The 17,533-nt window shown below is 65.3% G+C and carries 14 protein-coding genes; 6 read left to right on the top strand and 8 right to left on the bottom strand.

What is annotated here, in order from left to right:
* Positions 1 to 127: 127 nt before the first annotated feature.
* Positions 128 to 1,534 (top strand): hypothetical protein, encoded by a 1,407-nt coding sequence (locus tag WS45_RS16360; RefSeq protein WP_059700757.1) that lies wholly within the window; start codon positions 128 to 130, stop codon positions 1,532 to 1,534.
* A gap of 186 nt (positions 1,535 to 1,720) precedes the next feature.
* On the opposite strand, the gene WS45_RS16355 is transcribed toward WS45_RS16360, so the two are convergent.
* Both WS45_RS16355 and WS45_RS16350 read right to left on the bottom strand, forming a co-directional pair.
* The gene (locus WS45_RS16355; protein WP_059537282.1) at positions 1,721 to 2,557 is read right to left on the bottom strand and encodes an alpha/beta fold hydrolase; all 837 of its coding nucleotides are present in this window, start codon (positions 2,555 to 2,557) and stop codon (positions 1,721 to 1,723) included.
* 255 nt (positions 2,558 to 2,812) lie between these two features.
* Positions 2,813 to 3,646 carry an oxidoreductase gene (locus tag WS45_RS16350; RefSeq protein WP_059700756.1) on the bottom strand — a complete coding sequence of 278 codons (834 nt, stop codon included), beginning with the start codon at positions 3,644 to 3,646 and terminating at the stop codon, positions 2,813 to 2,815.
* Positions 3,647 to 3,740: 94 nt separating this feature from the next.
* On the opposite strand from WS45_RS16350, the gene WS45_RS16345 reads away from it, so the two are divergent.
* The 3 genes from WS45_RS16345 to fucP all read left to right on the top strand — a co-directional run bounded on the left by WS45_RS16345 (position 3,741) and on the right by fucP (position 7,373).
* The gene (locus WS45_RS16345) at positions 3,741 to 4,712 is read left to right on the top strand and encodes an AraC family transcriptional regulator (RefSeq protein ID WP_059700755.1); all 972 of its coding nucleotides are present in this window, start codon (positions 3,741 to 3,743) and stop codon (positions 4,710 to 4,712) included.
* Between the two features lie 317 nt (positions 4,713 to 5,029).
* Complete coding sequence (gene rbsK / locus WS45_RS16340; protein WP_059700754.1) at positions 5,030 to 5,956, top strand: ribokinase; 927 nt, start codon at positions 5,030 to 5,032, stop codon at positions 5,954 to 5,956.
* Between the two features lie 43 nt (positions 5,957 to 5,999).
* Positions 6,000 to 7,373, top strand: a complete 1,374-nt coding sequence (gene fucP / locus WS45_RS16335; RefSeq protein WP_059700753.1) for an L-fucose:H+ symporter permease — start codon at positions 6,000 to 6,002, stop codon at positions 7,371 to 7,373.
* A gap of 38 nt (positions 7,374 to 7,411) precedes the next feature.
* Here the strand turns inward: fucP and deoR are convergent, their stop codons facing one another.
* On the bottom strand, positions 7,412 to 8,182 hold the full coding sequence (gene deoR / locus WS45_RS16330; RefSeq protein ID WP_059700752.1) for a DNA-binding transcriptional repressor DeoR: 771 nt from the start codon (positions 8,180 to 8,182) through the stop codon (positions 7,412 to 7,414).
* 146 nt (positions 8,183 to 8,328) lie between these two features.
* On the opposite strand from deoR, the gene deoC reads away from it, so the two are divergent.
* Positions 8,329 to 9,009, top strand: a complete 681-nt coding sequence (gene deoC, locus WS45_RS16325) for a deoxyribose-phosphate aldolase (protein WP_059700751.1) — start codon at positions 8,329 to 8,331, stop codon at positions 9,007 to 9,009.
* 146 nt (positions 9,010 to 9,155) lie between these two features.
* On the opposite strand, the gene WS45_RS16320 is transcribed toward deoC, so the two are convergent.
* A complete protein-coding gene (locus WS45_RS16320; protein ID WP_059700750.1) occupies positions 9,156 to 12,677 on the bottom strand; it encodes a pyruvate carboxylase in 3,522 nt (1,173 codons plus the stop codon).
* Between the two features lie 450 nt (positions 12,678 to 13,127).
* On the opposite strand from WS45_RS16320, the gene WS45_RS35055 reads away from it, so the two are divergent.
* Positions 13,128 to 13,523, top strand: a complete 396-nt coding sequence (locus tag WS45_RS35055; RefSeq protein ID WP_156437197.1) for a hypothetical protein — start codon at positions 13,128 to 13,130, stop codon at positions 13,521 to 13,523.
* Between the two features lie 268 nt (positions 13,524 to 13,791).
* Here the strand turns inward: WS45_RS35055 and WS45_RS35050 are convergent, their stop codons facing one another.
* The 4 genes from WS45_RS35050 to WS45_RS33630 form a co-directional block, all read right to left on the bottom strand.
* Entirely contained in the window at positions 13,792 to 14,712 is a 921-nt protein-coding gene (locus WS45_RS35050) for a hypothetical protein (protein WP_156437195.1), read from the bottom strand.
* A gap of 586 nt (positions 14,713 to 15,298) precedes the next feature.
* Positions 15,299 to 16,153 carry a 3-hydroxybutyryl-CoA dehydrogenase gene (locus WS45_RS16310; RefSeq protein ID WP_059537302.1) on the bottom strand — a complete coding sequence of 285 codons (855 nt, stop codon included), beginning with the start codon at positions 16,151 to 16,153 and terminating at the stop codon, positions 15,299 to 15,301.
* 38 nt (positions 16,154 to 16,191) lie between these two features.
* Positions 16,192 to 17,385 carry a beta-ketothiolase BktB gene (gene bktB, locus WS45_RS16305; protein WP_059700748.1) on the bottom strand — a complete coding sequence of 398 codons (1,194 nt, stop codon included), beginning with the start codon at positions 17,383 to 17,385 and terminating at the stop codon, positions 16,192 to 16,194.
* A 49-nt stretch (positions 17,386 to 17,434) separates the two neighbouring features.
* On the bottom strand, positions 17,435 to 17,533 hold a 99-nt coding region (locus WS45_RS33630), incomplete at its 5' end, for a 4Fe-4S dicluster domain-containing protein (RefSeq protein ID WP_156437193.1).

The raw sequence follows: 17,533 nt of genomic DNA, 5'->3' as shown, positions 1-17,533 counted from the left end.
CGCGCGCAGTGGTGCGCCACGCGAACGGCAGCTTAACCGCAGCACACGCTGCAGCATGCGGGCACTGCGTGATACCGTTGCACATCGCCCGTCACGCGCGGACCGCGTGCCTCTCCCGTCATTCGCCATGCCGCCGACACCGTTGCCTGCCCTGCTGGACGAAGTCCTGAGAACCGTCGATCGCCGCTACCGGCTGCCGCCGTTCGTGCGCGCAGCGTCGCTGACCGACGCCGCGAACCCGGCCGCCATCATCGCCATCGTGATCGAGGAAGCGCGCCGGATGCAGGCCGACGGCCTCACGCCCGCCCCGGCATTGCAACGCCGCTTCATCGACGCGCTCGCGCGGATGATCGGCGACGCGATGGACGCACAATCCGGCGACCCCGCATTCCAGGCCGCCGTGCTTCGACATGGTGCCGCGGCCGTGCGCGAATACGCGTCGCTCGCCGCGCATGCCGAGCAGGATCGGCGCACGCTGCGCTCGGCCGTCAACACGATCGCGCATCCGGCCCGGCTCGAACGGCGTGCACAGGCATGGCAACGCGAGCCGCTCGCACGGCTGCATGCGGCCGCGGCCGCCGCGTCGTGGGACGACCTCGATGCCACGCTGCGTCACCTGCTCGCGCAACCGGAGATGGCGACCGATACCGCGTTCGAACAGGACATCGCCAAACTGAAGGACAGCGCCGCGCTCGCCCGGCTGCAGCGTCTCGATGCACTGTCGCCGGATCCGGACGTTCAGCGGTACCGCACGCTGTGGAGCCGCCAGGGGCCGCTCGAAGGCAGCGCGCTCGCCGTCGCGCAAGGCGTCTCGTCGCAACAGCGGGGCGCGGCCGTCGAAGCGCTGGCCGCGCAGGCGCTCGACGCCCTGGCCGCGCAGCTCGATGCGAGCGACGCGCACCGCACGTATCGCGTGGTCACGTCGATGCGCGTGCCGGCCTCGATACCCGGCAAGCACGACCGCGCGAAAACCGAGTGGGATGCGGTGCTGCTGGCGCGCGCGCGGGGCGACGATCCGTCCGCCGCGTGGCACGTCCTGTTTCTCGTCGAAGCGAAAGCATCCGCGGATGCCGCGACCACTGACCTGCCGCGCCTGCTGCGCGGCCTGAGCCTGCTCGCGCAAGCCGATCCGGACACCGTCTATGCGTTCGACACGCGCGAAGGCGCGGTACGCCTGCACGGCGCGTCGCTGCACGCGCTGACGATCGACGACGCGGCACTGCAGCGCGAGGTGCTGTATTGCTGCGATGCGTCGGCAGATCCCGCGCCGCGCCTGCTGGGTGCCGCGAGCCGGATGCAGCTGCTGTCGGCGCCGGCGAGTCTTGAATACGCGAGCGCGCTGGCACGGCACGCGGATGCCGATCCGCACGGCCTCGGCGTCGTGTGGCAAGCGCTGCTGGAACTGCCGTCGTGGCGCGCGGTGCTGCACCAGTACGAATCGCTGCGCCAGGTTCGAGCGCTGATGGTGAGCGTCGACGATCTGATGGCCGCGATCGAAGGCGATGTCGGCGACAGCGCCGCAAACGATGCGTGATGTGTGACGCGTGCGGTGCGGTCCGGCCGCACGCGCGACGCAGCCGACGCGTCGGCTCGGTGGCAAGACGACGCGATGTCCTCGCGCCGCACAACGCACAGGATGCCGAAGCAAATCGGAGTCGAAGCGGCCGGCGTGACTGGCCAGCACGGCGCAGCCCGCGAAAGCGGGCATGCGCCGTTAGCATTACGACTGGATGAAGGCCAGCAGATCGGCGTTCAGCACGTCGGCGTTGACCGTCAGCATCCCGTGCGAATAGCCCGGATACGTCTTCAGCGTGCCGTTCTTCAGCAGCTTGACCGACTTCAGCGCCGAGTCCGCGATCGGCACGATCTGGTCGTCTTCGCCGTGCAGCACGAGCGTCGGCACCGAGATCGAGCGCAGGTCTTCGGTCTGGTCCGTTTCCGAGAACGCCTTGATGCCTTCGTAGTGCGCCTTCGCGCCGCCGATCATGCCCTGGCGCCACCAGTTCTGGATCACGCCCTGGTGCACCACCGCGCCCGGCCGGTTGAAGCCGTAGAACGGGCCCGACGGCACGTCCAGGAAGAACTGCGCGCGGTTGTCGGCGAGCGCCTTGCGGAAGCCGTCGAAGACCTCGAGCGGCAGGCCTTCCGGGTTCGCGTCCGTCTTCAGCATCAGCGGCGGCACCGCGCTGACCAGCACCGCCTTCGCGACGCGTCCGGCCGGCTCGCCGTGGCGGGCCACGTAGCGCGCGACTTCGCCGCCGCCGGTCGAGTGACCGATATGCACCGCGTTGCGCAGGTCGAGCGCTTCGGCCACCGCGAACGCATCCGCCGCGTAGTGATCCATGTCGTGGCCGTCGGAAACCTGCGCCGACCGGCCGTGGCCGCGACGATCGTGCGCGACCACGCGATAGCCCTTCTGAACGAAGAACAGCAGCTGGGCATCCCAGTCGTCGGAAGACAGCGGCCAGCCATGGTGGAACATGATCGGCTGCGCATCCTTCGGGCCCCAATCCTTGTAGAAGATGTCGACGTTGTCCTTCGTGGTGATGTACGGCATGGCTGCAGGCTCCTTTGAGGTAGGTGAACATCACGTGCCGGCCGGCCACCCGGGCGGGTGTCGGTCACGAACTGCGGCGCGGTGGCACACCGCGTCGGTCGACGCAGCACCCCAGTGTTGTAGCGGAAAACCGCGACCGTGTCATGAAGCCAATTACATACCGTCATGCATCGGCCTCCTGCGGGCAACGGCGCCCGCAGGCGTGACTTTCAACACCACCCGCCGTGTGACGCGTCACGCACCGCCGATCGCGCGTCAACCGTCGGTCGACACGGTCACCGCCTCCCACGTACGAATTTCGTCTTCCAGCGCCGACCATTTGGCGCGCACGAGCCGGAGCGCATCGCTGCCGAGCAGCAGATGCGCCGGCGGACGATCCGCCGCGATGACAGCCAGCATCGCGCGTGCCGCCTTCGCCGGATCGCCCGATTGGCGGCCGTTTTTCTCCTCGCGCGCCTGGCGGATCGGATCGAAGAGCGCGTCGTAATCGGCGATCGAACGCAGCGTTCGCGTCATCGAACGGCCGGCCCAGTCGGTACGGAACGAGCCCGGCGCCACCGCCGTCACCGCGATGCCGAACGGCTCGAGCTCCTTGCCGAGCGTCTCGGAAATCCCTTCCAGCGCGAACTTGCTGCCGCAGTAATAGGCAATGCCGGGCATCGTGATGTGGCCGCCCATCGACGTGATGTTCAGGATGCGGCCGCGTCGGCGTTCGCGCATGAACGGCACGACGGCCTTCATCATCGCGACGGCGCCGAACACGTTCACGTCGAACTGCCGACGCATCTCCGACAGCGGCGACTCCTCCATGATGCCTTCGTGCCCGTAGCCGGCATTGTTCACCAGCACGTCGACGGGGCCGACGCTCGACTCGATTTCCGCGACGATGCCGTCGATGCGCTCGAAGTCGGTCACGTCGAGCACACGCCCGACGGCCGCACGCGGGGACAGCGCCTCGAACGCCCGTTTTGCCGCTTCGCTTCTCACGGTGCCGACCACCGTATGACCCTCGGCCAGGGCCGCTTGCGCGAGCGCACGGCCGAAGCCGCTGCTGACGCCGGTGATGAGCATGATGTTGCCGGATGCCATGTGAGCTTCTCCCGAATGTCGATCGAAGCATGCATGCTAGTCTGACGAACCACGTCGAATAAGCCCGATTCCGCTGAATTTCTTGCCTGAAACTATGAGCACCGCACCCTCCCCGCCCCGCTCGCCGTCGCTGCCCGCGCGCGGCCGCAAACGCCTGATCGCGTTGCTGCATGCGTTGGCGCCGGACGAAGGCTACAACCTGACCGCGCTGCCGAGCGTGCGCATCCTGCGTTCGAACCGCGCGCTATCCCGCACGCCGGTGCTGTACGACCCGGGCATCGTGATCGTGTGCCAGGGCAGCAAGCGCGGCTATTTCGGCGGCGAACGCTATCTGTACGACGAGGATCACTACCTGGCCGTATCGGTGCCCGTGCCGTTCAGCATGGAAACCGACGCAACGGCGGAGCGCCCGCTGCTCGCGCTGTATCTGCACCTCGATTTCCCGATGGCCGCCGAACTGGCCGCGCGGATCGATCGCGAGGGAGTCACCGAACCCGTGCAGGCGCCGAAAAGCATGATGTCGACGCCGATGGACGATGCGATGCACGCGACCGTGCTGCGTTTCGTCGAGGCGATGCACCGCCCGCTCGAAGCGGCGGTGCTCGGCCCCGGGTTGCTGCGCGAACTGTATTTCCGCGTGCTCACCGGTGCGCAGGGCGGTGCGATGAGGAACGCGCTGGCGATGCGTGGACAGTTCGGCCGGATCGGCCGTTCGCTGCGCATGATCCACGCCGACTACGCGCAGTCGCTCGACGTGACGCGACTGGCTGCGGAAGCCGGCATGAGCGTGCCGAGCTTCCACGCCCACTTCAAGGCGATCACGCAGGTGTCGCCGATGCAGTACCTGAAGTCGACGCGGCTGCATCAGGCGCGCCTGTTGATGGTGCGTCAGGACCTGACCGCGGAGGCGGCCGGCCATGCGGTCGGTTATGCGAGCGCGTCGCAGTTCAGCCGGGAATTCAAACGGCTGTTCGGCCAGACGCCCGCGCAGGAAACGAAGCGCATGCGCGCGCAGTTCGCGATTCCGGCGGCGTTCGACGATGCGGTGTTCGTGTCGTCGCACTGAATGGCTGAGCCGCGGGCGGCGTCGCGCGCCAGATCCGCCAGCGACTTCAGGAAGAGCGCGGTCACGCCCCGGATGTCCTGCGTCTGGTTCGCCCAGTACCGGGGGCCGGCAGCGTCGAGAACGGAAACTCGAGAATCTCCTCCACTTCGGCCGGGGCGACTTCCCATGCCGCGAACCCGTTGCCCGCGCCAATCCCACATAGTGATTGACTTAACATCATACGATTGCATTATCACATTTATTGTGATTTTATTCTCATTCGTTGCGGCCGCCGTCGATCGCGCACGCGGCCCACCCATTCCAAGGAAGAGACAACAATGGAGACAATCGCCGTCATCGGCAGCAACATGGTCGACCTCGTGACCTACGTCACGCGCATGCCCGCCCGGGGCGAAACGCTCGAGGCGCCGAACTTCGAGCTCGGCTGCGGCGGCAAGGGCGCGAACCAGGCCGTCGCGGCCGCGCGCCTCGGCGCGCGTGTCGTGATGGTGACGAAGGTCGGCGACGACGTGTTCGCCGACAACACGATCCGCAACTTCGAGCGCGAAGGCATCGACACCACGCACGTGCACAAGGTCGCCGGCGTGCCGAGCGGCGTCGCGCCGATCTTCGTCGAGCCCGATTCGAGCAACAGCATCCTGATCGTCAAGGGCGCGAACCGTCACCTGCGGCCGGCCGACATCGACGCGGCCGCGCCGAAGCTCGTCGAGTGCGCGCTGATCGTGCTGCAGCTCGAGATCGAGCTCGACACCGTCTATCACGCGATCGCCTTCGGCGCGCGGCACGGCATTCCGGTGCTGCTGAACCCCGCGCCCGCGGTCGCCGGCCTCGATTTCGAGCGGATCCGCACCGTCGAATTCTTCGTGCCGAACGAGACCGAACTCGCGATCGTGTCGGGCATGCCGGTCGATTCGCGCGACAGCGCGACCCGCGCCGCCGAATCGCTGATCGCGCGCGGGCTGAAGCACGTGCTCGTCACGCTCGGCGGCGACGGCTCGCTGCTCGTGTCGCGCGACGGCGCGCGGCACGTGCCGGGTGTGCAGGTCGACGCCCGCGACACGACGGGCGCCGGCGACGCGTACATCGGCTGCTTCGCGCGCTGCTACGCAGCGACGCGCGATGCGATCGACGCGATGCGCTACGCGTCGGCCTACGCCGCGCATTCGGTCACGGGCCTCGGCACGCAGAAGTCGTACGCCGACGCCGCGACCTTCGAACGCTTCCTCCGCGACGCCGGCCGCTGAACGGCGCCGTCCATCGACGAGACAATCCGGGAAGGAGACACCCATGAGCCGAGCCAGAATCGAACACACGCCCGACGGCTACTACCTGAACCGCACGCCCCTCTTCGCGTTCACGCTGCTCTGCTGCCTGTTCGCGCTGTGGGGCACCGCGGCGAACCTGAACGACGTGCTGATCGCGCAGTTCAAGAAATCGTTCTTCCTGTCCGATTTCGAATCGGCGTTCGTGCAGTCCGCGTTCTACCTCGGCTACTTCTTCCTCGCGATTCCCGCCGCGACCGTCGTGAAGAAGTTCAGCTACAAGACGACGATCCTCATTGGCCTGCTGCTCTATACGACCGGCTGCCTGCTGTTCTTCCCGGCCGCGTCGATGGCGAAGTACGGGATGTTCCTCTTCGCGTTGTTCGTGATCGCGGCGGGGCTGTCGTTCCTCGAGACGGCGTCGAACTCGTATTCGACGCTGATGGGCCCGCGCGACACCAGCACGCGGCGCCTGAACATCTCGCAGACGTTCTATCCGTTCGGCGCGATGGCTGGCGTCTACATGGGCAGCTTCCTGATCTTCAAGGAAGGCGACGCGTCGCACGCGCAGCTCGCGGCGATGTCCGCGGTCGACGCGCATCGGCACCAGCTCGCGATGATCCAGGCGACGCTCGAGCCGTACAAGTGGCTGATCGTCGTGCTCGCGGCCGTGTTCGTCGTATTCGCGCTGACGCCGTATCCGGCCTGCAAGGGCATCGGGTCGAGCGCGGCCACGCACCGGGTCGACGCGCGCGGCACGCTCGCGCGCCTGTTCGGCAACCGGCGCTTCGTCGCGGGCGTCGTCGCGCAGTTCCTGTACGTGGGCGCGCAGGTCGGCGTGTGGAGCTTCACGATCCGGCTCGCGATGCAGATCGGCGGCCTGAACGAGCGCGGCGCATCGCACTACCTGCTCGCGACGTTCTTCGCGTTTTTCGTCGGCAAGCTGATCGCGACGCTCGTGATGAAGCGCGTCGGCCCGGCCAAGGTGCTGATCGCGTACGGCGTGCTGTGCATCGCGCTGCTCGCCTATACGATCGGCGTGCACGACATCACGGCCGTATACGCGGCGGTGTGCGTGAGCGTGTTCCTCGGCCCGTGCTGGCCGACGATCTACGGCCTGACGATCGACGGCCTCGGCAAGGACACCGAATACGGCGGCTCGATCCTCGTGATGAGCATCGTCGGCGGCGCGGTCGTGCCGCTGATCCAGGGGCTGATCTCCGATCGCACGGGCGGCAACATGCAGCTCGCGTTCGTCGTGCCGCTCGCGTGCTTCGTCGTGATCGTCCATTACGGGTTCTACTGCCTGCGCCACCTGCCGGCGGCGACGCCCGACGCGGCGGCCGACAGCGACGCATCCGCGCGCTACGCCGAAACGCGCAACACGTCAGGCGCCTGACGATGCGACACGGGATCGAACGGCGCCGCCGCGCTGCATCAGGTCACGAGCGCGATCCCGTGATCGCGGATCGTCGTTTCGTACCGGCGGCTCAATTGCCCGTCGGAGATCACGTAGTTGAAATCGGTCAGGTCAGCGAAATACGCGGCGCGCACTTCGTCGAACTTCGTGTGATCGACGAGCAGGAAACGGTTCTGCGCACGCGCCATCACCTTCTTCTTCGCATCGACTTCGTGGAAGTTGAAGCACGTGACGCCGCAGCGATCGCTGACGCCGGCCGCCGAGATGAACGCCTTCGACACGCGCACCGTGTCGAGGATGCCCGTCTCGGCCACCGCCTCGAACACCATGTTCTTGCGGTGATACACGCCACCGCACAGGATCACGCTGCAATGCGGTTTCTGCTGCAGCTTCGCGAACACGTTCAGCGAATTGCAGACGGCGGTGAATTCGAGGTCGTCGGGAATGAAGTCGACGATGAACGGCGTGGTCGAGCCGCAGTCGACGAAGATCGTGTCGCCCGTCTTCACGAACTGCGCGGCGAGCTTGCCGATGCGGCGTTTCTCCTCGGTCTGCCGATTGTTCTCGGCGCTGATCAGGTATTCGCCGATGTCGCTGCGCTGCGCGGCGAAATGGCGCGTCACGTAGCCGCCGATCAGGCTGAGGCCGTGCGGATTGTCCGCGAGGTCGCGGCGGATCGTCATTTCCGACACGCCGAACAGATCGGCGACTTCCCTCAGATGAATCGCGTTCTGCCCTTGCAGCACGTTCATCAGCGTCTTGATCCGTTCGCCCTTCTTCGTTTCCATGCCCGTATCCTGCCTGCCCGTCCCACGCGTCGCTCGTCGTGCCGGGCGCGCGTGCCCGGCCGGAATGTCGTATTTGTAACAAACCGATGTGAAAACATCAACTTTCCGTGTACCTTTCCGGCACACGATCCGTGGAGTTTCGACACATGCCGCTTTCCAACGCCCAGCTCGCCCAAACCATCGATCACACGCTGCTCGCGCCCGACGCGAGCGACGCGCAGATCCGCGAACTCTGCCGCCAGGCGGCCGAGCATCGCTTCTATTCGGTCTGCGTGAATTCGGCGAACGTGCCGCTCGCCGCGCGCGAGCTGGCCGACACCGGCGTGCTCGTGTGTGCGGTGGTCGGCTTCCCGCTCGGCGCGGGCCTGTCCGCCGCGAAGGCGTTCGAAGCGTCGGCCGCGATCGCGGCGGGCGCGCGCGAGATCGACATGGTGATCAACCTCGGCGCGCTGAAGAGCGGCCGCGACGACGACGTGAAGGCCGACATCGAGGCGGTGCACCGCGCCTGCGGCACGGTGCCGCTCAAGGTGATCCTCGAAACGGGGTTGCTGACCGACGACGAGAAGGTGCGCGTGTGCGAGATGTGCCGCGACCTCGGCGTCGCGTTCGTGAAGACGTCGACCGGCTTCGGTCACGGCGGCGCGACACTCGCGGACGTCGCGCTGATGCGCCGCGCGGTCGGCCCCGTGCTCGGCGTGAAGGCATCGGGCGGCGTCCGCGACCGCGCGACCGCGCTTGCGATGCTCGAGGCCGGCGCGACGCGGCTCGGCACGAGTTCGGGCGTGGCGATCGTCACCGACCAGAGCGGCAGCGACGCGGCGTACTGACCGGTGGCGGGCCGGCTGCCTGCGCGGCGGCACGTAACGACGCGCAGGCAGCCGACGCCGGACCGTTCGGCACGCCGCCCCCACCAGGCGGCGTGCCGATTGCGATGCACCGCTCGGTCACCACGCACGACCGATCGCGGCACCCCTCATTGCGTCGGGTCTTTCAACTCGATCAGCAGATCCTTCGCCGCGACCCGATCACCTGGCTTCACATGCACGGCCGCGATCTCGCAGTCGCGCTCGGCCGCGATGTGCGTTTCCATCTTCATCGCCTCGAGCGCGATCAGCGTCGTGCCGGCCGACACACGCTGACCCGGTTGCACGGCCACCGTCACCACCGAGCCCGGCATCGGCGCGGCCACGTGCAGCGGATTCGCCGGATCGGCACGCTGCAGGCCATGACGCTCCTTGCCCGCCTGCACGACGCTCTTCTGCTCGACCAGCGCCGAACGCGACTGACCGTTCAGCTCGAACAGCACCTTCACGATGCCGTCCTGCGCATCGGCATGCTGGCCCTGCAGCGACACGAGCAGCGTCTTGCCCGGCTCGATGTCGATCGCCACTTCCTCCTGCGGCTGCAGTCCGTACAGGAATGCCGGCGTCGGCACGACCGACGTGTCGCTGTATGCACGCACGTGCGCGTAATAGTCGACCGTCTGTTTCGGATACATCAGGTACGACGCGAGTTGACGGTCGTCGAGCGGCTGCTCGCACGCGGCCTCGGCCTGCTTGCGTACCGCGTCGAGGTCGACTGGCGGGATCTGGTCGCCGGGACGATACGGCGCCGGCGGCTCGCTCTTGAGCACCTTGCGCGACAGGTCCGCCGGGAAGCCGTCGGGCGGGAAGCCCAGCTCGCCCTTGAATAGCGACACGACCGACTCGGGGAACGCGATGTCCTTGTCCGGGTTGCGCACGTCGTCCACGGCGAGGTCGTTCGCGACCATCATCAGCGCCATGTCGCCGACCACCTTCGACGTCGGCGTGACCTTGACGATGTCGCCGAACAGGCGGTTCACGTCCGCATACGCGCGCGACACCTCGGTCCAGCGATGATCGATGCCAAGCGAGCGCGCCTGCTCTCGCAGGTTCGTGTACTGGCCGCCGGGCATCTCGTGACGGTAGACGTCGGCTGTGCCCGCGCGAATCTCCGATTCGAACGGCGCGTAATACCGGCGCACGCCTTCCCAATACATCGACGCCTCGTGCAGGCGGTCCTGGTCCAGCCCCGGATCGCGCTCGCCGCCGGCCAGCGCCGCCGCGATGCTCGACAGGTTCGGTTGCGACGTGAGCCCGCTCATCGCGTCGAGCGCACCGTCCACCGCATCGCAGCCCGCACCGACCGCCGCGAGCACCGACGCCGCGGCGATGCCGCTCGTGTCGTGCGTATGGAAATGCACGGGCAGCCCGGTTTCTTCCTTGAGCGCCTTCACAAGTGTGGCGATCGCCTGCGGACGGCAGATGCCGGCCATGTCCTTGATGCCGAGCACGTGCACGCCGGCTTGCTGCAATTCGCGCGCGATGCCGACGTAATACTTGAGGTCGTACTTCGCGCGCGACGTGTCGAACAGGTCGCCGGTGTAGCAGATCGCGCCTTCGCACAGCATCCCGCTCTCGCCGACCGCATCGATCGCCACGCGCATGTTGCGCACCCAGTTCAGCGAGTCGAACACGCGGAACACGTCGACGCCCGCGCTCGCGGCCTGCTGCACGAAGAAGCGCACGACGTTGTCCGCGTAGTTCGTGTAGCCGACCGCGTTCGAGCCGCGCAGCAGCATCTGGAACAGGATGTTCGGCACGCGTTCGCGCAGCAGCGCAAGGCGTTCCCACGGGTCTTCCTTCAGGAAGCGCAGCGCAACGTCGAAGGTCGCGCCGCCCCAGCATTCGAGCGAGAACAGCTGCGACAGCTCGCGCGCGTAGAACGGCGCGATCGGCACCATGTCGGCGGTGCGCATGCGCGTCGCGAACAGCGACTGGTGCGCGTCGCGCATCGTCGTGTCGGTCAGCAGCACCTGCTTCTGGTCGAGCATCCAGCGCGCGAACTTCTCGGGGCCAAGCTCGCGCAGGCGATCGCGTGTACCGGCCGGAATCGGCATCGCCGTATCGACCTTCGGCAGCACGGGTTTCGACAACGGCAGCGCCGGCAGCGTGCGGCCGTTCATCTCGGCATTGCCGTTCACGTTCAGCTCGCCGAGATAACGCAGCAGCTTCGTCGCGCGATCGCCGCGCTTCGCGAATGCGAGCAATTCAGGTGTCCTGTCGATGAAGCGCGTCGTCACGTCTCCCGCGATGAAGGCCGGGTGATTGATCACGTTCTCGAGGAACTGCAGGTTCGACGTGACGCCGCGAATCCGGAACTCGCGCAGCGCGCGATCCATCCGGTGGATCGATTCGGCGGCCGTCGGCGCCCAGGTCGTCACCTTGACGAGCAGCGAGTCGTAATACGGCGTGATCACCGCGCCGCCATAGGCGGTGCCGGCGTCGAGGCGCACGCCGAAGCCCGACGCGCTGCGATAGGCCGTGAGCCGCCCGTAGTCGGGCAGGAAGTCGTTCTCCGGATCCTCGGTCGTGATCCGGCATTGCAATGCGTTGCCGTTCAGCGGAATCGCCTGCTGAGCGGGCACGCCGGCCGCACGTTCGACGATAGCGCCGTCGCCGTTCACGACGTCCTCCGCCAGCCCGACCCGGCCGCCTTCCGTGATGCGAATCTGCGCCTTCACGATGTCGATGCCGGTAATCATCTCGGTCACCGTATGCTCGACCTGGATGCGCGGGTTCACCTCGATGAAGTAGAACTGGCCGGTGTCGGCATCCATCAGGAATTCGACGGTGCCTGCATGCGTGTACCTGACCGCGCGCATCAGGCGCAGCGCCGATTCGCACAGCGCCTGCCGGCCCGCGGCGTCGAGATACGGCGCCGGCGCGCGCTCGACCACCTTCTGGTTGCGTCGCTGCACCGTGCAGTCGCGCTCGTACAAATGCACGACCGTGCCGTGCAGATCGCCGAGCACCTGCACCTCGACGTGCCGCGCGTTGCGCACGAGTTTTTCGACGTACACCTCGTCGTTGCCGAATGCGGCCAGCGCCTCGCGGCGCGCGACCGGCAGCAAGGTTTCGAGGTCCTGAGCGTTTTCCAGTACGCGCATCCCGCGCCCGCCGCCGCCCCAGCTCGCCTTGAGCATCAGCGGATAGCCGACTTCCGCCGCCAGCGCCCGGCACGCGTCGAGATCGTGCGGCAGCGGCTCGGTCGCGGGCATCACGGGCACGCCGGCCGCGATCGCCGCATTGCGCGCGGCCACCTTGTTGCCGAGCGTGCGCATCACGTCGGGCGACGGGCCGATCCAGCGGATGCCGGCGTCGATCACGGCCTGCGCGAAATCGGGGTTCTCGGACAGGAAGCCGTAGCCGGGGTGGATCGCGTCGACCTTCGCCTGCCGCGCGACGCGCAGGATGTCGTCGATGTCGAGATACGCGGCGAGCGGCTTCTTGCCTTCGCCGATCAGGTAGCTCTCGTCCGCCTTGAAGCGGTGCAGCGCAAGGCGGTCTTCCTTCGAATACACCGCGACCGTACGCATGTTCAGTTCGGCGGCGGCACGCATCACGCGAATCGAGATTTCCGAGCGGTTCGCGATCAGGATGGACTGGATGGGGTTAGGCGTCACGGCGGCCATGGAAAGTGAATGGTTGAATTGAGCTCGCCGACGCGCCGTCCTCCACCCGCCTGCTTCGCTGGGCGGCGTGCGGATTCACGCGTCGGTCATTCGAGGTTGCATCGTCCCTGGCTTTCGCCAGTCGACATGTTCGCCAGATCGCCGGATGGCCGCTATCGACATCGCGACGACGAATAGCATCCAGCCGACCAGCGGGAAATAAGGGACCGGCTCGCAGGTCGGTCATCGATCGTCGTCGGTCGAACCACGGCGCACCCGTGGCACAACCTGCGCTCGCGACAGGATCAATCGCGGTGATCGAACAGCGGTGCGTGATCCATCCAGTCGTAGCCCGCCGTTCCCTTTGCCCATGCCCAGTTCGTATCGGGTCGTCGTTCACCGGACGGTTCGCGCGTCGTCGCGGATCGATCCGCGTCCGCCTCGCGCTCCGGCGCTACGCGGCGCGCGTCGTTGCCCGGTACCGTGTTTCGTTTACCGCTGCCAGTCATTGCATTCACCTTACGATTGAAAAGCGAGTCGTCTCTCGATGTGTCCGTGTCGTTACGTCAGGAAAGAGTGGTCAGACGAGAGGACATCGAGCATGTCGTCCGGTTAACGCAAAAACCAGGCCACATCCGTTACAGGACGGACGGCGTTGATGTGCGGGGATCGGATGCGAAGCGCGGGCCGGTAGCGGCGCAGATATGGAATCGGAGTTTCAGTTCTGAAATCTCGCGCGCAACGCTGACAGCAATTACCGGCTGTTCGTCGACGAGCCGCTGGCGCGCGACGAAGGCCGACCGTGCGCTGAAGGCGCTCACCGAGCCGATGGGGAGCTTCTGGCCGGTCTACTCGCCGACGCGTTAGCCAATATGGCGCCCAGCGCCACGCGCACGCAACGCGTTCGCGGAGCTGATGATGATTCAGATCGCTCCGGCCGCGCGGCATGCGATCACGTTGCAGCCGAAGGCAGCATGCAGCTGCTCGCGATGTTCAAGCGGACGTTGCCTCGGGATCTGAGAATACTTGACGTTTGAAATCAGTCTATCCGCGATCATGCGAGTTAGCACGATTTGCGAATGCACCCGCTTCAAACAAACTTCATTATGCGATAAATATCGCATAACATGATCGTTCACTCATGACCATCAAATCGGACAATACCAGTCAAGTCACGATAGTAGCCTTTCCACAGCGCATTTCCTAGTAAAGACGCGATGGCGGATACTGCAATCATCCCACCAATCGTCATCCAAATTGACAATGTCAATACGAATTGCATGACAAACAAAACGCCCAATAAGGAACTCAATGCGTACGAACATTTCGCCATCCGTCGCGGCCGCTTCATCGGCATCCAAGTTTCCGGATTCACACCTGCATCAACGAACACATCAAGGTCAAAACGTAAACTGGATTGACTGGCAAGGCCACGTAGGATCGCGACAGTCAGTGCATCGTGATTCTTGAACCGAACGCATCGCTCAATATTGGACGTAAGTCGCATCGGGATACGATGCTCGACGATTTCACCTGTCGCCAAGCGACGCCATAACACGAAATTCTTTGTGAATGATCTGTATGTCCGGTATTCGGTTCGCACGTCACATCCAGCATTCGGTTTGTGGACTATTTCATCCCAGTTAATTCGTTCTCCCGTGGACAACACGTCACCCTCAGACAACGTTCCAGTACCATACGATAATCCGACTTCATCGATTCGGAACCATGCTCCTGCCTTCAATCCCTCGCGCGTCAGCGCAATAGCGGAACCCGCCATTAATAAAATTAATATACCCACTACAATTCCCAGCTCTACCGTCCACTGGATTCGATTGTCCATTACAAGTGCAGCAGCGACACCCAAAAATCCAATTAGACAAAATAACGCCATGGCAAAATTAATGCATCGAGTGCTTAAGAGATCGGGAATTCCATCAACAACAGGAATTCCCAACATATGCTTAGGCAATCGAATGACGCGCGAGGAATCAACGACCGGGATATCTGACGGAACAAACTGTTTCTTCTTACAACGTGGAATATTTCGAGACACGTAAACGCCCGCAAAAGACGAGATGAAAGAGGATCGTGGCGAAAATTTGTCCGGCTCTGCGTTACGCCCCACTCCATCGCCAGATACTATCCGCAAAGGCCATCTCAAAAAATCCCCGATGGAGTTGAGAGATTAGATCTGCACGTTTCGCCCACGCACCCATCTTTTCGAAGGGCCCGCCACGGACTCGAGAGCATTCGACATGTGCCAACACGACACACCCTGTTCGCGTGGCTCGCTTGATACGTTAGCGAATATGTCAACGAACCAATAGGTCGAGCACAAACCGCGCGACATGATCTGCTCCAGATACATCGTGCGGATAGACGAAATCGCACGCCGCGCGTTCGTTCACGTCTATTTGTAAAGATGGCGACGCTAATCGCCATACCTGTTCGCTATGTGATCGAAATGCCGCAGGAAGCGGCACAGCAACGGTTCGATACTCAAACAAACGCTGCTGAAAGGATCCGGGAACGGGATTGATATTTAGAATTTTCTTGCCCGGCACCGACGACCGTCGGTCAGGAAACATGCATGGCCGCGACGATCGGGCACCCGATTCGCCGCGACCATGCGGCACCGCTTACTTACTGTAGTCGTACACCCCACGCCCCGTCTTGCGCCCCAGCCGCCCCGCCGACACCATTTCGCGCAGCAGCGGGCACGCACGGTACTTCGTGTCGCCGAAGTCCTTCAGGAACACGTCCATCACCGCGAGACACACGTCGAGCCCGACGAGGTCCGCCAGCGCGAGCGGCCCGATCGGATGGTTCGCACCGAGCTTCATCCCCGCGTCGATCTCCTCGGCCGACGCGATGCCTTCGGCCAGCACGAAGAACGCTTCGTTGATCATCGGCACGAGGATCCGGTTCACGACGAAGCCCGGCGCATTGCGCACGCCGATCGGCGACTTGTCGAAACGCTCGGTCAGCGCGCGCACGGCGGACGCGGTCGCGTCGCTCGTCTGCAGCCCGCGGATGATCTCGACGAGCGGCATCAGCGGCACCGGGTTGAAGAAGTGCATGCCGACGAAGCGCGACGGATCGGCGAGCAGCGCCGCGAGCGCGGTAATCGAGATCGACGACGTGTTGGTCGCGATGATCGCGTCGGGTCGCGCGACCGACTCGATCTGCTTCAGGATGCGGCTCTTCAGCTCGACGTTTTCGGTCGCGGCTTCGATCACGATGTCGACCGCGGCAAGCTTCGCGTAATCGGTCGATGTCGTGATGCGTGCGAGCGCGGCATCGCGTGCGGCGGCGTCGAGCTTCTCCTTCGACACAAGCCGCTCGAGGCTGCCCTTCAGTGCGGCGACACCCTTGTCGAGTGCCGCATCGCTGACGTCGATCATCACGACGTTCAGTCCTGCAACGGCGGCGGTCTGCGCAATGCCGTTGCCCATGGTTCCGGCGCCCACGACGCCGACGGTTTCGATGGCCATGACGATTCCTGTGTGTTCGGGTGCTGAGCGTTCGATTATCAGATGTTCTCGAAGATCGCCGCAATCCCCTGGCCGCCGCCGATACACATCGTCACGAGCGCATAACGCCCGCCGATGCGCTTCAGCTCGTACAGCGCCTTGACCGTGATCAACGCGCCCGTCGCGCCGATCGGGTGACCGAGCGAAATGCCCGAGCCGTTCGGGTTGACCTTGGCCGGATCGAGGCCGAGCTCCTGCGTGACCGCGCATGCCTGCGCGGCGAACGCTTCGTTCGCTTCGATCACGTCGAGATCGGTGATCTTCAGGCCTGCGCGCTCGAGCGCCTTCTGCGTGGCCGGCACCGGGCCGATGCCCATGTACGCCGGATCGACGCCCGCATGCGCGTATGCGACCAAACGCGCGAGCGGCTTCACGCCCTGCGCGCGCGCGGCGTCCGCGCTCATCATCAGCACCGCGGCGGCCGCATCGTTGATCCCCGACGCGTTGCCGGCCGTCACCGTGCCGTCCTCCTTCACGAACACCGGCTTCAGCTTCGTGAAATCGTCCGGGCCGGCGTCGTGACGCACGTGCTCGTCGGTGTCGAACGCGACCTCGCCCTTCTTCGTGCGGATCGAGATCGGCAGGATCTGGTCCTTGAAGCGGCCTTCCGCGATCGCGCGCGCCGCGCGACGATGCGATTCGAGCGCGAGCGCATCCTGCGCATCACGCGTAATGCCGTACTTGCGTGCGACGTTCTCGGCCGTCACGCCCATGTGGATCGTCTGGAACGGGTCGTGCAGCGCGCCGAGCATCATGTCGACGAGCTTTGCATCGCCCATGCGCTGGCCGAAGCGCGCGGACGGCACGGTGTACGGCGCGCGGCTCATGTTCTCCGAACCGCCGCCGATCGCGACGTCGGCATCGCCGAGCATGATCGTCTGCGCGGCCGACACGATCGCCTGCAGGCCCGAGCCGCACAAACGGTTCACGGTCAGCGCCGGCGTGTGCTGCGCGACACCGCCGTTGATCGCCGCGACGCGCGCGAGATACATGTCCTTCGGCTCGGTGTTCACGACGTGGCCGAACACGACATGCCCGACCGCGTCGCCCGAAACGTTCGCACGCGACAGCACTTCGCTCACGACCTTCGCACCGAGATCGGTCGGCGAGAAATCCTTCAGGCTCCCGCCGAAATCGCCGATCGCGGTACGGACACCGCTCACCACCACGACTTCCTTCGCTGCATTGCTCATCGTTTCACTCCGGTTCGTTCGCGCCCGCGGGCGCGGGGATGCGTTTGCGTTACATGTTCGGGTAATTCGGCCCGCCGCCTTCCGGCGTGACCCACACGATGTTCTGCGTCGGGTCCTTGATGTCGCAGGTCTTGCAGTGCACGCAGTT

It is taken from the genome of Burkholderia sp. RF2-non_BP3 (assembly GCF_001522185.1).
GTDB classification, from domain to species: Bacteria; Pseudomonadota; Gammaproteobacteria; order Burkholderiales; family Burkholderiaceae; genus Burkholderia; species Burkholderia diffusa.
Note: the sequence above shows the minus strand (reverse complement) of the source record. Positions and strands in the feature narration are given on the sequence as shown.